A 14,161-nucleotide genomic window follows, 5' to 3' on the forward strand; every position below is an offset into this window, starting at 1 on the left:
CGATGAATCCGAACGATACGACGCTACAGGACGCACTGGATGCAGACGTCTGGGAGACGGTCGAACGCCGCCTCCTGACGAAGATGCTCGAAGAGTTCGCCTACGAGGAGATAATCGAGCCGCGGACGGTCGACGCCGGCGACGACCGCCGCGTCTACCGGTTCGACCTCGGCGAGACGAGCTATCGGTTCGAGGCCGCCGACCGCCTGATGGACAGTCTCCACGTCTACGGAGACACGGTCGAGCGCCGGACCGACGGGGCGTGGAAGCCGCTCGGCGACCCCCTTCGACTACTGCGCGACCTCGGCGAGACGACCGACCTCGACGGGCTCACCGAGGGAAACCTCGTCCGCGAGTACAAGCGGACGCTGCTCGCTGACGCCCACATCGAGTCGCGGAAGCGGGACCGAGAGGGCTTCGACCCGACGGAACTCGATTACGCCCGTCTCGAAGGCGAGATGGAGGGCCACCCGTGGATTACGTACAACAAGGGGCGACTCGGCTGGGGGTACGACGATTACAAGCAGTACGCGCCCGAACGCAAAGAACCGGTGACGCTCTCGTGGGCAGCAGTCCGCAAGGAGCACGCGACGTTCGTCGGAATCGAAGAGGTCGACCACGACTCGCTCGTCCGCGGCGAACTCGGCGACTACTACGGGCGCTTCCGGAACCGACTCGACGCGAAGGGGTACGACCCGGACGCCTACTTCTTCATGCCGGTCCACGACTGGCAGTGGGAACACAGCGTCGTCCCGCTGTTTCCCGACCACATCGCGGCCGGCGACATCGTCCCGCTCGGCGAGGGACCGGACGAGTACCTCCCGCAGCAGTCGGTTCGGACCTTCGTCAACGTCGACGACGCGGAAAAGCACCACGTGAAGGTGCCGATGCGGATTCTCAACACGCTGGTCTGGCGGGGGCTTCCCGGCGAGCGGACCGAACTCGCGCCGACGGTCACCGAGTACATCAAGGGCATCTACGAGCGGGACGACTTCCTGCAGGAACAGGGGTTGATTCTCCCCGGCGAGATTGCGGGTCTCAACTACGACCACGCGGACTTCACCGACATCGACGGCTCGCCGTACCAGTACCACGAACTGCTGGGCGCGGTCTGGCGGGAGTCCATCTACACGTTCCTCGAAGACGACGAGCGGGCGATTACGCTCTCGTCGCTGATGCACGTCGACGGCGCGGGCGAACCCTTCGTCTCGCGGCTGGTCGAACAGTCGGGGCTCAGCCTCGACGAGTGGCTGACCGAGTTCTTCGACACCGTCCTGCCGCCGCTGTTGCACTTCCTCTACCGCTACGGAACGGTGTTCTCCCCGCACGGCCAAAACACCATCCTCGTCGTCGAAGACGGCGTTCCCACCCGACTCGCGGTCAAGGACTTCGCGGACGACGTGAACGTGAGCGACCAGTCGCTCCCGGAGTTGGAATCGCTTCCCGACGAGGTGCACGACGTGCTCCGAAAGGAGCCGCCGGAAGGACTCTGTCAGTTCATCTTCTCCGGGCTGTTCGTCTGCGTCCTCCGGTACGTCGCCGACGTGCTCGAAGAACACGAAGACTACGCCGAGCGGGAGTTCTGGGCGCACGCGCGACGCGCGGTTCTCGACTATCAGGCGCAGTTCCCCGAACTCCAAGCGCGGTTCGACCTGTTCGACGTGCTCCGACCGGAGTTCACGAAGCTCAGTCTCAACCGGAACCGCATCTTCGACTACGGCTACGACGACTCCCCCGGTCGTCCGCACGCCTCCGAACACGGGACGGTGACGAACGCCCTCGCCGAAGTCGCGGGCGAGCGAGCGAGCGACGCGAAGCAGGCGGGGACGGTGGACGACTGAACCGGTGAGCGGGGTTCTGACGCGTCGTCGCCGACGACGGTTCGTCCCCGTGAAACTGACCCCACGTGGACGGAGCGATTCTGACGGTGATGTTTAGACGATGCACATCTGATTGCGGAGAAGTGGGAATCGGCAGTCCCCCAGTAGCCACTGCGCCGAGGGTGCAAAAGTGTTGGTATGGGTACAGAATAGGTAGCCAAGAACCGGGATTATCGGAGAAATCTTCAAAATAACCAGAATACGATGTGATTCATTCAGTCTTGATTCGACGTGAAAAATGTCGGTTGAAAGGGCGGTTCCGGTCACGTTGAGAAATAGAATCGAAGTTCGCGGCACAGTGAATTGTGTAATACGAGAACAGCAGTCGAAGAAAGGGAGACGGACATCGGCCGCGAGTGACGAACCCGACCTCGCATCGAGCGACATTCTACGCTCACGGCATCTCGTTCTCGCGACCAGAACATTTAATCGGGTACTCGATAACGAATAATCATGGACGCCAAGCATCCGGTGCGAACCACTGAGAAGACCCTCGCACTCGTCGAGGAGTTGATGGAGAAGGGACCGTGCGGGGTCACGGAGTTGGCCAGCGACCTCGACATGGGAAAGAGCGCGGTTCACAACCACCTGACGACGCTCCAGAAGCACGGCTACGTCCTGAAGGACGGCGACGACTACCGCGTCGGCTTGAAGTTCCTCGAAGTCGGCGGCCACAGTCGGAAGTCGATGGAAGTGTATCAGGTCGCCGAACCCGAGGTCAAATCGCTCGCCGCCGACACGGGCGAACTCGCGAACCTCCTCGTCGAAGAGCAGGGGATGGGCGTCTACCTGATGCGGGCGAAAGGCGACGACGCCGTCGACCTCGACACCTACGCGGGCCTGCGGACGCACCTGCACACGACGGCCCTCGGGAAGGCGATTCTCGCGAACCTCCCGGAGTCGCGGGTCGACGAGATCATCGAGCGCCACGGCCTCGAACGGAAGACGCCGAAGAGCATCGGCACGCGGGAAGAACTGTTTCAGGTGCTCGAAGGGGTCCGCGAGCGGGGGTACGCCATCGACGACGGCGAGCGCCTCGAAGGGCTGCGCTGTCTCGCGGCACCTATCAAATCCTCGGCCGGTGAAGTCCTCGGGGCCATCAGCGTCTCGGCCCCGGCCAGCCGAGTCAGCGACGAAGACCTCCACGGGTCGCTCCCCGAACGCGTCCTGAGCGCGGCCAACGTCGTCGAACTCAACATCAACTACTGAACCCCGCGTTCGCTATCTCGGAACGAGACGCGAGCAACCGGAATTTTCAACGAATAACCGTGTTAGCATAGATCTTGCTAGTGAACCGCGCCCTCTATTACATAGCTATGTGTGTAATTCAAGCCCCGAATTCGGAGAAGGAGCGTTCTGCCATAGGGAATTGGCTGGCGGCGGGCAGAAGGCCGGTACTGAGGTGGTGCTGGCAGGGTGGGACGAAACAAGCGAGCGAGAAAGAGGTGTCTTGAGAGACGAGCACCGAAGAGAAGAAAAACCGAGAAAACGGCGGGTGCGGGGCCGGTTCGATGACCGGTGAAGCTCAGTAGTTGTCGTAGACGGTCTTCTCGATGGTGTAGAAGTCGAGGCCCGCGTCGCCCTGTTCGCGCCACGTCTCGGAGGAAGAGCGCTTGAACCCGCCGAAGGGAACGTGGAGTTCGAGGCCGGTCGTCTTGTCGTTGACCTTCACCACGCCGGCTTCGACCTCGTCGACGAAGCGGTTCGCCTCGGTGTGGTCGTCGGTGACGACGCTCGCCGAGAGGCCGTAGTCGACGCCGTTTGCGACTTCCAGCCCTTCGTCGAAGTCGCTCACTTCGATGACGGCGATGACCGGGCCGAAGACCTCTTCCTGCGCGATGCGCATGTCGGGGTCGACGTCGGTGAACACCGTCGGCTCCACGAAGTGGCCCGTCTCGACCTCCTCACCCTCGGGGACGCCGCCGCCAGCGGCGAGCGTCGCGCCCTCGCCCTCGGCGATGTCGATGTATTCGAGCGTCGAGGAGAGTTCGGACTCGCTGACCTGCGGGCCCATCTCGTGGTCGGTGCCGGGACCGACGTCGAGCGATTCCGCGCGGTCGACGAGTTCGGCGACGAAGTCGTCGTACACGTCCTCGTGAACGATGGCGCGGGAACAGGCCGTACACGACTGGCCGGTGGTGCCGAACCCGCCGTTGGCGACGATATCGGCTGCCTCGGCGGGGTCCGCCGAGTCGGCGACGAGCGTCGGGTTCTTCCCGCCGAGTTCGGTCTGGACGCGCTTGCCGGCGTCGGTGGCCTGCTCGTAGACCATCTCGCCGACCTGACTGCTCCCGGTGAAGGAGACGAGGTCCGTTCCCTCGTTGGTGATGAACTCGGTGCCGACCGAGCTTCCGGGGCCGGTGACGACGTTGAGGACGCCGTCCGGGAGGCCGGCCTCGTCGAGCGCGCGGGCGATTTCGACGACGACGCCGGGCGCGATGGAGGCGGGCTTCAGGACGACGGTGTTGCCGGCGGCGAGCGCCGGAGCGAGCTTCCACGCCGGGATGGCGATGGGGTAGTTCCACGGCGTGATGAGCGCCGCGACGCCCACCGGCTCCTGCCGCGTGTAGAGGTTCGTGTTCGGTCCGCTCGCGCCCTTCCTCGTACCGCCGAGGTCGGCGGCCTTCGTCGAGAAGTAGTGGAAGATATCGATGGCGCGCTGTACCTCGCCCGCCGCTTCGGGCCGCGCCTTCCCCTCCTCGGCGATGAGAATCTCCGTCAGTTCGTCCTTCCGCTGGGCGAGGAGCGTGCCCGCCTCGCGGAGGATGCGCCCGCGCTCCGGGCCGGGCGTGTTTCGCCACTCGTCTTCGGCCGCGGCGGCGGCGTCGACGGCCGCGGCGGCGTCGGCTTCGTTCGAGTGCTGATACGTCGCGACCACTTCGCTCGGGTTCGCGGGGTCCGTCACCTCGGCGGTCTCGCCGGTCTCCGAGGCCACCCACTCGCCGTTGACGTAGTTTTTACTGGAGTCCGTCATCGGGTACGTATTTCGTCTTCCGACATACAACTCTTGCGAAGTTATCACTATTTGTGGGCTGTCGCCGACGGGGCGAATTTGGGGGGAACGCGTCTGCGTGAGCGACGGAGTACCAACCCACACACTTTTGTACCACCTTTCCAGATATACGTGCGTAATGGTTGAGCAAGCGAAGCTTAGCGACCCGAACGCGGAGTACACGATGCGCGATCTGTCCGCGGAGACGATGGACATCACGAATCCGCGAGGCGGCGTCCGCGACGCCGAAATCACTGACGTACAGACGACGATGGTCGACGGCAACTACCCGTGGATTCTCGTCCGCGTCTACACCGACGCGGGCGTCGTCGGCACCGGCGAGGCCTACTGGGGCGGCGGCGACACCGCCATCATCGAGCGGATGAAACCCTTCCTCGTCGGCGAGAACCCCCTCGACATCGACCGACTGTACGAGCACCTCGTCCAGAAGATGTCCGGCGAGGGCTCGGTCTCGGGCAAGGTAATCTCCGCCATCTCGGGCATCGAAATCGCGCTCCACGACGTCGCCGGGAAGCTCCTCGACGTGCCCGCCTACCAACTCGTCGGCGGGAAGTACCGCGACGAAGTGCGCGTCTACTGCGACCTCCACACGGAAGACGAGGCCAATCCGCAGGCCTGCGCCGAGGAGGGCGTCCGCGTGGTCGAGGAGCTCGGCTACGACGCCATCAAGTTCGACCTCGACGTGCCCTCGGGCCACGAGAAGGACCGCGCGAACCGCCACCTCCGCAACCCCGAAATCGACCACAAGGTCGAAATCGTCGAAGCCGTCACCGAAGCCGTCGGCGACCGCGCGGACGTGGCGTTCGACTGCCACTGGTCCTTTACCGGCGGGAGTGCCAAGCGTCTCGCCGCCGAGCTGGAAGACTACGACGTGTGGTGGCTCGAAGACCCCGTCCCGCCGGAGAACCACGACGTGCAGAAGCTCGTGACGCAGTCCACGACGACGCCCATCGCGGTCGGCGAGAACGTCTACCGGAAGTTCGGCCAGCGGACGCTGCTCGAACCGCAGGCGGTGGACATCGTCGCGCCCGACCTGCCCCGCGTCGGCGGCATGCGCGAGACGCGGAAGATCGCCGACCTCGCGGACATGTACTACATCCCCGTGGCGATGCACAACGTCTCGTCGCCCATCGGGACGATGGCGTCTGCACAAGTCGCTGCGGCCATCCCGAACTCGCTTGCCCTCGAATACCACTCCTACCAGCTCGGCTGGTGGGAGGACCTCGTCGAGGAGGACGACCTGATTCAGAACGGTCGGATGGAGATTCCCGAGAAGCCCGGTCTCGGGCTGACGCTCGACCTCGACGCCGTCGGAGAACACATGGTCGAAGGGGAGACGCTCTTCGACGAGGAGTAAGCCGACACCGAGGACGAGACTGTCCCACGGTGGCCGCAACCTGACATGCAACACCCATAACCCGGACGCACCACCGCGGACGAGAGAAGTGAGCGTCTCTCGACCCGCGGCGCGCCGTCGCGGCCGCCTTTTCACTCGCTGGAGTTCGATACCGGAGCGACGCGACTCGCGGAGATAGTCGCTACGCCGACGCAGATAGCTTGACGGCTGAGAACGGCGCGCGAACCGCGGGCGAGAAACAGAAAGCGCAGAAAGGTGACCGCTCAGTCCGAGACGAACGCGCCGATGGCGCGGTTCGACGGGAGCTCTCGGTTCTTCAGCGCGTCGCCGGTCTCCCCGTCGAACAGGTGAATCGCGTCCTCGGGGAACGAGACGGTCGTGCGGTCGCCCGCTTCGACTCTCGACTTGCCGGTCGTGGTGGCGGTGAACTGAGTCCCCTCGCCCCCGCCGACGAACCGCAGGTGGACGGTGTTCTCGTTCCCCTGCGGTTCGACGACGACGACCTCGGCGTCGAACGTTCGGTCGCTCGACCGCCGGTCTCCGACCGCGACGTCCTCGGGCCGGATACCGAGCGTGAGGGCGCTCACGTCGCCGAGTTGGTCTCTGGTCGCGCCCGAAAGCGGGTAGTCGAAGCCGTCGCCGCCGAAGGTATCGCCCTCCAGTGACCCGTCGAAGAAGTTCATCGACGGTTCGCCGATGAAGCCCGCGACGAACAGGTTGTTCGGGCGGTGGTAGCAGTCCAGCGGCGTGCCGACCTGCTGGAGTTCGCCGTCGTCGAGGACGGCGACGCGGTCGCCCATCGTCATCGCCTCGGTCTGGTCGTGGGTGACGTAGACGGTCGTGACGCCGAGTTCCCCTTGCAGGCGCTGGAGTTCGGTCCGCATCTCCGCCCGGAGTTTGGCGTCCAAGTTGGACAGCGGCTCGTCCATCAGGAACACTTCCGGGTCACGGACGATGGCCCGCCCCAGCGCGACCCGCTGTTGCTGGCCGCCCGAAAGCTGTCCGGGCTTGCGGTCGAGCAGGTCCGAGATGCCGAGCATATCGGTCGTCTCTTCGACCCGCTGACGTATCTCGTCGTCAGGGAGGTCGGTCGACTCTTCGAGGCCGAACGACATGTTCCCGCGGACGCTCTTGTGCGGGTACAGCGCGTACGACTGGAACACCATCGCGATGTCCCGGTCCTGCGCGGACACGTCGTTGAGGACGCGCTCTTCGAGTCTGAGCTCGCCCTCGGTGACGGTTTCGAGGCCCGCCATCATCCGGAGCGTCGTCGACTTCCCGCACCCCGAGGGACCGACGAGCACGAGGAACTCCCCGTCGTCGATGTCGAGCGAGAGGTCTTCGACGGCGACGATGTCGCCGCCGTCGTCGTCGGTGTACACCTTCGTCACGTCGTCGAGTGTTAATCGTGCCATGGCTACTGTTCGAGTTGCGTGCGGTCGGCTTCCTGGTCGTAGCGGCGGTTGTGCACCGCGGTTCCGGTCTCCGCGTCGAACACGTGAATCTTGTCCGGCGGAATCGTCACCGTGACGCGGTCGCCCCGCGTGACGAGGTGCATCCCCGCCGTGACCGCCTGCAGGGCGTCGTCGGCGGAGGGTTGGTCCGGGTGCGAGAGGTGGAGGACGTTCTGGTCGCCGTGGGGTTCCACGACGGTCACGTCCATCCGGAGTTCGTGGTCGCCGAGTGCGGTGTCGTCGGCGGTGTCGTCGGTCGTCGCGTCAACGACCGCGATGTCTTCGGGGCGAATCCCCAAGACGAGGTCCTCGCGGGCGCCGACGGACTCCATCACGTCTTCGTCGAGCGGGTACGAGAAGTGCTCGCCGACGAACGTCGTCTCCGAGCGCGTCCCGCGGACGAGGTTTATCATCGGCTCGCCGATGAACTCCGCGACGAACAGGTTGTTCGGGCGGTGGTAGCACTCGAAGGGAGAGGCCACCTGTTGGAGTTCGCCGTCGTCCATGACGGCGATTCGGTCGGCCATCGTCATCGCCTCGGTCTGGTTGTGGGTGACGTAGACGGTCGTGACCGCGAGTTGGTCCTGCAGGTTCTGGAGTTCGGTTCGCATCTCCGCGCGCAGTTTGGCGTCCAAGTTGGACAGCGGCTCGTCCATCAGGAACACCTCCGGGTCACGCACGATGGCGCGACCGAGGGCGACACGCTGTTGCTGGCCGCCGGAGAGTTCGTCGGGTTTCCGGTCGAGCAGGTCCGAGATGCCGAGCGTCTCGGCGACCTCGACGACGCGCTCGTCGCGCTCTTCAGACGTGTACCCTTCCTCTTCTTCCAGCCCGAACCGGATGTTCTGCCGGACGGTCATGTGCGGGTACAGCGCGTAGTCCTGGAACACCATCGCGATGTCGCGGTTCTGCGGGACGCGGTAGTTCATGTGGTCCCCGCCGATGTAGATGTCGCCGCTGGTCGGGGTCTCCAAGCCGGCGAGCATCCGGAGCGTCGTCGACTTCCCGCACCCCGAGGGACCGACGAGCACGAGGAACTCCTCGTCGTCGATGTCGAGCGAGAGGTCGTCGACGGCGACGGTGTCGCCGAAGCGCTTCGTCAGGTCGGTGAGTTGAATCTCTCCCATAGGTTAGGCCTCCGTCCGAAGTCCCTTGGCGAACTGTTCGGCGAACGCGACGTACAGGATGAGCGTCGGAACCGCCGCAAGGAACGCCGCGGACATCCTGATACCGAAGTCGATGCCGGAGGTCGACGCCCCGATTGCGGGCAGCACCAGCGTGACCGGTGCCGCGGGGGCGTCGGACCCGGTGACCAGCGTGAACGCGAAGAGGAACTCGTTGTAAATCTGCGTGAACTGGTAGATGAACACGACGCCGAACATCGGCTTCGAGATGGGCAGGATGACGCGCCGGTAAATCTTCGTGATGCTCGCGCCGTCGATCTTCCCGGCCTCGACGAGCGAGTTCGGGAGGCTCTGGTAGTACGACCGGAACAGTATCGTACAGATGGGAATCCCGTAAGCGATGTGGGTGATGACGAGCGGCACGAGGTCGGCGTGGTACCCCTGGAAGAAGGGTATCGACGCCACCATCGGCTCTATCATCCGCGCGAGCGGGAAGATGTTGTTCCAGAAGCGCGCGAGCGGGACCAACACGGCCTGATAGGGCACGAAGACGCCGATGACGAACAGCATCAGCATGCCCATCTGCGCCCGCCAGTTGACCATCGTCAGTCCGTAGGCGGCCATGCTCCCGAACAGGACGCTCCCGATAGTCGCCGGAATCGACATGACGAGCGAGTTGAAGAACGACCCCGAGAGCTGTTCGAGGGCGAACTGGATGTTCCCGAGGGTGAAGCCCTCGCCGACGGGCGGCGCGAAGGGAAGCGAGCGAGCGACCGATTCGTTCGTCTTGATGGCGGTCATGATTCCCGTCTCCAGCGGGACGAGGAAGAACCCGAGGAAGAAGACGACGAGGGCGTACTGGGCGACGCGCCGCAGGTTCACGTCCTCGACGAGCGATGCGACGTCGAAACTGCCTGTGGATGACGGCTGTGACATGGTCAGAGGCTCCCCTGTTTGTACTGGTAGTAGAGGTACGGTCCGATGACGCCGAGCGCCATGATGAGGAGCATGGTCGCGATGGCGGCCGAGTAGGCCCACTCACCGAACTTGAACGCGCGGCGCACCATGAGCGTCGCCAGGATGTCCGTCCCGTTCGGCGGACGGTACCGGCCGACGAGCGCGTACAGGAACGTGAACGCCTTCAGCGCGAACACCATCAGCACGACGGCCGCGCTGACGGACGCTTCCTTGAGTTGCGGGACGATGATGCGGAGGTAGGTCCGGATGATGCTCGCGCCGTCGACGCGGGCCGCCTCGAACTGGTCGTCGGGTATCGACTGGAGCCCCGCGAGGTAGACGACCATCGTGTACCCGCTGAACTGCCAGATGAGGGCGAATATCACCGCGCCGAGCGCGATTGATGGATTCCCGAGCCAGTCCACCGGGTTGAACCCGAGAGTCGTCACGACGAGGTTGAGGATGCCGCTTTCGACGTTGAACATCCAGAGCCACAGTTGCGCGGTGACGACGAACGAGAGACTCATCGGGAGGAGATAGACCGTCTGGAACTTCTCGGAGAAGCGGATGCCGTGGTCCAAGAGGACCGCGAGGAACAGCCCGAGCACCAGACAGACGGTCGTAAAGCCCACGAGGAGGACTAAGTTGTTCTGCGCGGCGGCCCTGAACGCCTCGCTCGACAGCGCCTGTGCGTACATCTCCAAGTCGAGCGTGGAGTAATCGGGCGTCCCGAGGCCCTCGTAATCCGTAAACGAGATTGCGAAGTTGTAGCCGATGCCACCGTAGACGGCGATGCTCATGAGGACGAACGGGATTCCCCAGTACGGCGAGGAGCGAACGAAGTCGCTGTTGAGGAAATACCGGAGCTTCGACTCCCACCCGACCGCCTCGTCGGTCGCGTCGGCGACGTGCTCCGTGTTATCGTGTGTTGCCATCGATGTACCTATATGTTATTTGTTGATGAGGGGGCTGTGATTTCGACCGAGGCGTTACTCGGAGACCGCTTCGACGAGCGCGTCGGCGGTGGCTTCGACCTTGAACGGCCCCATGAAGTTATCGCCGAAGGCGGTCTTACACGCGCCCATCGTCTTGGGCGTGACGGCGAGACCGTGGGCGATGGTCGGCGGGTACGCCTCCGAGTCGGTGAGGTCCTCGTACGTCATCGCGAGGAAGTCGGTCAGTTCGCTCGGGTCGATGTCGGTGCGAAGCGGGACCGACCCCTTGGGGTTGTTGAAGGCGATTTGGGCCTTCTTCGTGCCGACGAACTTCTGCCACGCGATGGTCTCCTCGCGGCTCGGGTTGTTGCTCGGCGCGACGATGGAGTCGACGTGGTAGAAGTAGATACCTTCCGTCCCCGGGAACGGTATCCAGTCCCACTGCTCTTTGTAGTTGAAGCTGTCGTCGGCGCGGAACATTCCGTACACCCAGTTCCCCTGATGGATGGTCGCCGCGTTCCCCGAGATGACCTTCTGCCCCGCCGTCGTGAAGCTGATGGACGAGGCGTCGGCGGTGATGTAGTTCTCGTTGATGGTCTTCAGCGCTTCGAGCGCCTCGACGACGGCCGCCCTGTCGGGGTTGCCCTCGATGAAGTTCGTGTACGCCTCGACGCCGCTCTGGCTCGTCAGAATCTGCGCCCAGAGTTGGAGGTTCGTCCACGGCGCGACCATCGCCTGCGCCATCGGCGTCACGTCCGTGTTCTGGTCGATAGCTTCGAGCGCGTCGAGGAGCGCGTCGACGCTGTCGAGGCTCGACGCGTCGATGCCGGCCTCCTCGAACACGGCGGTGTTGTAAAACAGGTTGTTCATCCGGTGGGAGCCGATCGGGACCGCCGGCATCTTGTCGTTGAACTTACACAGTTCGACCGCGCGGGACTGCATGGTGTCTTTGAATCCTTCGGCGTCCCACACGTCGGCTTCGAGGTCCATCAGCGCGCCCGAGTACCGTTCGAGGTTCTTCCCCGGCCAGTTGGCGAACGAACTCATCGGGTTGTTGTTCGCGAGCCGTCGGAGAATCGTCGCGTTGAGGTTCACGTTCGCGCTCGCGCCGACCGCCTGGAAGTTCGTATCCATCTCGGGATACTCCTCCTCGAACGCCTCGATGAGCGCGGTGACCGCCGCCTCGCCGTCGCCGCCGGCCCAGCCGTGAAGCACTTCGAGTTCAGAGTCCCACGTGCTGCCCGAACTGCTCCCACCGGTCTCGGTGTCGGAGGAACCGTCAGAGCCGCCTCCACTTTCGCTTCCGCTTTCGGTTCCATCCGTCTCGGAGCCGCCACCGCCGGTACACCCAGCGATGCCGGTTGCGACACCCGCGGACAGGACGGTGAGATACTTTCGACGGTTCACACTTTTATCGCTACTGCCGTTCTCAGCCATGTTATACCCATGTTAGCTACCCGCATATATAGGTTGTGAATGAATGATGGTTACGTAACAGATCCATAGGGTATCGTGGACGTCTTTCGCAAGAATTGCGAGCGAAACTGCGTTGGACGAGCGTGGGAGCGCGGTCGAGAACCGAGCGAAGCGCCGTGCGGGAACCGCCGTCGTCGGCCGCGACACCCCCTCGCAGGGGGCCCTCGCGCACGTCGCGGTCCGCGGACGGCGTTCGGCGAGTCTCAGCGTTCGGCGCGACGTTGTCACGGGGAAACACGTATGCGGCAGGGAGCTAATCACGGCGTATGGTCGACCGACCAACCGCCATGGATGATCCGCTCGACGGACGCACAGCACTCGTCACGGGTGCGAGTTCGGGAATCGGCGCGGCGACCGCGCGCGTGCTCGCCGAGGACGGCGCGGACGTGTGTCTCGCCGCCCGCCGAGTCGAGCGGCTGGAATCGCTCGCAGAGGAGATTCGCGAGACGACGGACGCCGCCGTGAGCGTCGTGCCGACGGACGTGACCGACTCCGACGCGGTCCGGGCGCTCGTCGACGCGACCGTCGAGCGCTTCGGCTCGCTCGACATCGTCGTCTGCAACGCCGGCCTCGGCATCGACAAGTCGGTCGCCGAGCTCACCGACGAGGAGTACCGCCTGATGACCGGCGTCAACGTCGACGGGATGTTCTACACGGCCAGAGAGGCGATTCCGCACCTCGTGGAGTCCGAGGGGAACCTCGTCTTCCTCGGGAGCATGTCCGGGAACCACCCCCGACCCCACAACCCGGTGTACGCCGCGACGAAGTGGTGGGTCCGCGGGTTCGCGTCGAGCCTGCAGGGGTCCATCGGCGAGGAGAACGTCGGCGTGACCTGCGTCAATCCGACCGAGGTCCGGACCGAGTTCGGCTCCGAGAGCGGCGAGACGCTCGAAGAGTCGTTCGAGGAGGGATCGGTGACGGAGGCGATAGAGGTCGCCGACGCCATCGCCTACGCGGTCCGCCAGCGGTCGCCGAACACGGTGCTGTCGCTCGACCTCTACCGGCGCGACAAGCTCTCGCACTTCTGAGCGGCGGCGAGGGAAACGGCGACGCCGGAACGGGGAAGCGTATTTTGCGGTCGGTTACGAACGAACGTCCATGACTGTCACACGAGTGGTCGACACGTCGTGCCGACTCGGCGAGGGGCCGGTCTGGCACCCCGACGAAAAGCGGCTGTACTGGGTAGACATCGAGGGCGGGCGACTCCACCGCTACGACCCCGAGACCGGGGCGCACGACTGTCCGGTCGAAACGTCGGTCATCGCCGGGGTGACGTTGCAGCGCGACGGGTCGCTCCTCGCGTTCATGGACCGCGGCCGCGTCGGGCGCGTCGTCGACGGCGAACTCGGGAGCGTCACGCAAATCGTCGATTCGCCGACCCGCTTCAACGACGTCATCGCCGACCCCGCGGGGCGGGTGTTCTGCGGGACGATGCCCTCGGGGTCCGCGGGCGGGCGGCTGTTCCGTCTCGACAGGGACGGGGCGGCGACGACGGTCGAAACCGGCGTCGGAATCCCCAACGGGATGGGCTTTACCCGCGACCGCGAGCGGTTCTACTTCACGGAGACCGAGGCCCACACTATCTATCGGTACGCCTACGACGAGGAGACGGGGACCGTCTCGGACCGCGAGCGGTTCGTCGAATCGCCGGAGACGCCGGGGCTGCCGGACGGCATGACCGTCGATTCGGCGGGCCACATCTGGTCGGCCCGCTGGGAGGGGAGCTGCGTGGTCAGGTACGACGCCGACGGGACCGAACTCGACCGGTTCGACGTGCCGACGGAGAAAGTGACGAGCGTCGCCTTCGGCGGGGCGGACCTCGATTCGCTCTACGTGACGACCGCCGGCGGCGACCCCGACGGCGGAGCAGACGAGGACGAGGACGCGGGTGCGCTGTTCCGCCTCGACGTGGCGGCGACCGGACGGCCCGAGTTCCGCTCTGACGTTCGGCTGGACTGAGCCGAA

Annotated in this window: 11 protein-coding genes; 5 read left to right on the forward strand and 6 right to left on the reverse strand. The window is 64.8% G+C overall.

The genetic code is table 11. The features are described 5' to 3' along the window. The first annotated feature begins 2 nt into the window (after positions 1 to 2). Together FY251_RS13325 and xacR are read left to right on the forward strand one after the other, a co-directional pair. On the forward strand, positions 3 to 1,841 hold the full coding sequence (locus tag FY251_RS13325) for an IucA/IucC family siderophore biosynthesis protein (protein ID WP_148415354.1): 1,839 nt from the start codon (positions 3 to 5) through the stop codon (positions 1,839 to 1,841). 492 nt (positions 1,842 to 2,333) lie between these two features. Next, the gene (xacR, locus tag FY251_RS13330) at positions 2,334 to 3,089 is read left to right on the forward strand and encodes an HTH-type transcriptional regulator XacR (protein ID WP_089780056.1); all 756 of its coding nucleotides are present in this window, start codon (positions 2,334 to 2,336) and stop codon (positions 3,087 to 3,089) included. A gap of 316 nt (positions 3,090 to 3,405) precedes the next feature. Here xacR and FY251_RS13335 read toward each other — a convergent pair whose 3' ends face one another. Beyond that, positions 3,406 to 4,854: a 2,5-dioxovalerate dehydrogenase gene (locus tag FY251_RS13335; RefSeq protein WP_148415356.1), complete on the reverse strand. Its 1,449-nt coding sequence runs from the start codon at positions 4,852 to 4,854 to the stop codon at positions 3,406 to 3,408. Positions 4,855 to 5,011: 157 nt separating this feature from the next. Between FY251_RS13335 and FY251_RS13340 the strand changes: the two genes are divergently transcribed. Continuing rightward, a complete protein-coding gene (locus tag FY251_RS13340; protein WP_148415358.1) occupies positions 5,012 to 6,250 on the forward strand; it encodes a xylonate dehydratase in 1,239 nt (412 codons plus the stop codon). Between the two features lie 263 nt (positions 6,251 to 6,513). Here FY251_RS13340 and xacK read toward each other — a convergent pair whose 3' ends face one another. From xacK to FY251_RS13365, 5 genes are read right to left on the reverse strand one after another with little or no spacing between them, the layout of a single operon-like run. After that, positions 6,514 to 7,665 (reverse strand): xylose/arabinose ABC transporter ATP-binding protein XacK, encoded by a 1,152-nt coding sequence (gene xacK / locus FY251_RS13345; protein ID WP_148415360.1) that lies wholly within the window; start codon positions 7,663 to 7,665, stop codon positions 6,514 to 6,516. A 2-nt stretch (positions 7,666 to 7,667) separates the two neighbouring features. Further along, positions 7,668 to 8,831, reverse strand: coding sequence for an ABC transporter ATP-binding protein (locus FY251_RS13350; RefSeq protein ID WP_148415362.1), 1,164 nt, complete (start codon positions 8,829 to 8,831; stop codon positions 7,668 to 7,670). A gap of 3 nt (positions 8,832 to 8,834) precedes the next feature. Then, positions 8,835 to 9,764: a xylose/arabinose ABC transporter permease XacI gene (gene xacI / locus FY251_RS13355; RefSeq protein ID WP_148415364.1), complete on the reverse strand. Its 930-nt coding sequence runs from the start codon at positions 9,762 to 9,764 to the stop codon at positions 8,835 to 8,837. 2 nt (positions 9,765 to 9,766) lie between these two features. Then, the gene (xacH, locus tag FY251_RS13360) at positions 9,767 to 10,720 is read right to left on the reverse strand and encodes a xylose/arabinose ABC transporter permease XacH (protein WP_148415366.1); all 954 of its coding nucleotides are present in this window, start codon (positions 10,718 to 10,720) and stop codon (positions 9,767 to 9,769) included. A gap of 54 nt (positions 10,721 to 10,774) precedes the next feature. Further along, positions 10,775 to 12,157, reverse strand: a complete 1,383-nt coding sequence (locus tag FY251_RS13365; RefSeq protein WP_255516699.1) for an ABC transporter substrate-binding protein — start codon at positions 12,155 to 12,157, stop codon at positions 10,775 to 10,777. Between the two features lie 326 nt (positions 12,158 to 12,483). Between FY251_RS13365 and FY251_RS13370 the strand changes: the two genes are divergently transcribed. Both FY251_RS13370 and xacC read left to right on the forward strand, forming a co-directional pair. Continuing rightward, positions 12,484 to 13,224 (forward strand): SDR family oxidoreductase, encoded by a 741-nt coding sequence (locus FY251_RS13370; RefSeq protein ID WP_148415588.1) that lies wholly within the window; start codon positions 12,484 to 12,486, stop codon positions 13,222 to 13,224. Positions 13,225 to 13,294: 70 nt separating this feature from the next. Next, on the forward strand, positions 13,295 to 14,155 hold the full coding sequence (xacC, locus tag FY251_RS13375) for a pentonolactonase XacC (RefSeq protein WP_148415368.1): 861 nt from the start codon (positions 13,295 to 13,297) through the stop codon (positions 14,153 to 14,155). The last annotated feature ends 6 nt before the right edge of the window (positions 14,156 to 14,161 follow it).

Source organism: Haloferax sp. KTX1, from assembly GCF_902410085.1.
Taxonomy (GTDB): domain Archaea; phylum Halobacteriota; class Halobacteria; order Halobacteriales; family Haloferacaceae; genus Haloferax; species Haloferax massiliensis.

What these genes read in the sequence shown, in the direction of transcription:
- FY251_RS13325 (WP_148415354.1), top strand. Translation starts at nt 3, where the DNA reads ATGAATCCGAACGATACGACGCTACAGGACGCACTGGATGCAGACGTC.
- xacR (WP_089780056.1), top strand. Translation starts at nt 2,334, where the DNA reads ATGGACGCCAAGCATCCGGTGCGAACCACTGAGAAGACCCTCGCACTC.
- FY251_RS13335 (WP_148415356.1), bottom strand. Translation starts at nt 4,854, where the DNA reads ATGACGGACTCCAGTAAAAACTACGTCAACGGCGAGTGGGTGGCCTCG.
- FY251_RS13340 (WP_148415358.1), top strand. Translation starts at nt 5,012, where the DNA reads ATGGTTGAGCAAGCGAAGCTTAGCGACCCGAACGCGGAGTACACGATG.
- xacK (WP_148415360.1), bottom strand. Translation starts at nt 7,665, where the DNA reads ATGGCACGATTAACACTCGACGACGTGACGAAGGTGTACACCGACGAC.
- FY251_RS13350 (WP_148415362.1), bottom strand. Translation starts at nt 8,831, where the DNA reads ATGGGAGAGATTCAACTCACCGACCTGACGAAGCGCTTCGGCGACACC.
- xacI (WP_148415364.1), bottom strand. Translation starts at nt 9,764, where the DNA reads ATGTCACAGCCGTCATCCACAGGCAGTTTCGACGTCGCATCGCTCGTC.
- xacH (WP_148415366.1), bottom strand. Translation starts at nt 10,720, where the DNA reads ATGGCAACACACGATAACACGGAGCACGTCGCCGACGCGACCGACGAG.
- FY251_RS13365 (WP_255516699.1), bottom strand. Translation starts at nt 12,157, where the DNA reads ATGGCTGAGAACGGCAGTAGCGATAAAAGTGTGAACCGTCGAAAGTAT.
- FY251_RS13370 (WP_148415588.1), top strand. Translation starts at nt 12,484, where the DNA reads ATGGATGATCCGCTCGACGGACGCACAGCACTCGTCACGGGTGCGAGT.
- xacC (WP_148415368.1), top strand. Translation starts at nt 13,295, where the DNA reads ATGACTGTCACACGAGTGGTCGACACGTCGTGCCGACTCGGCGAGGGG.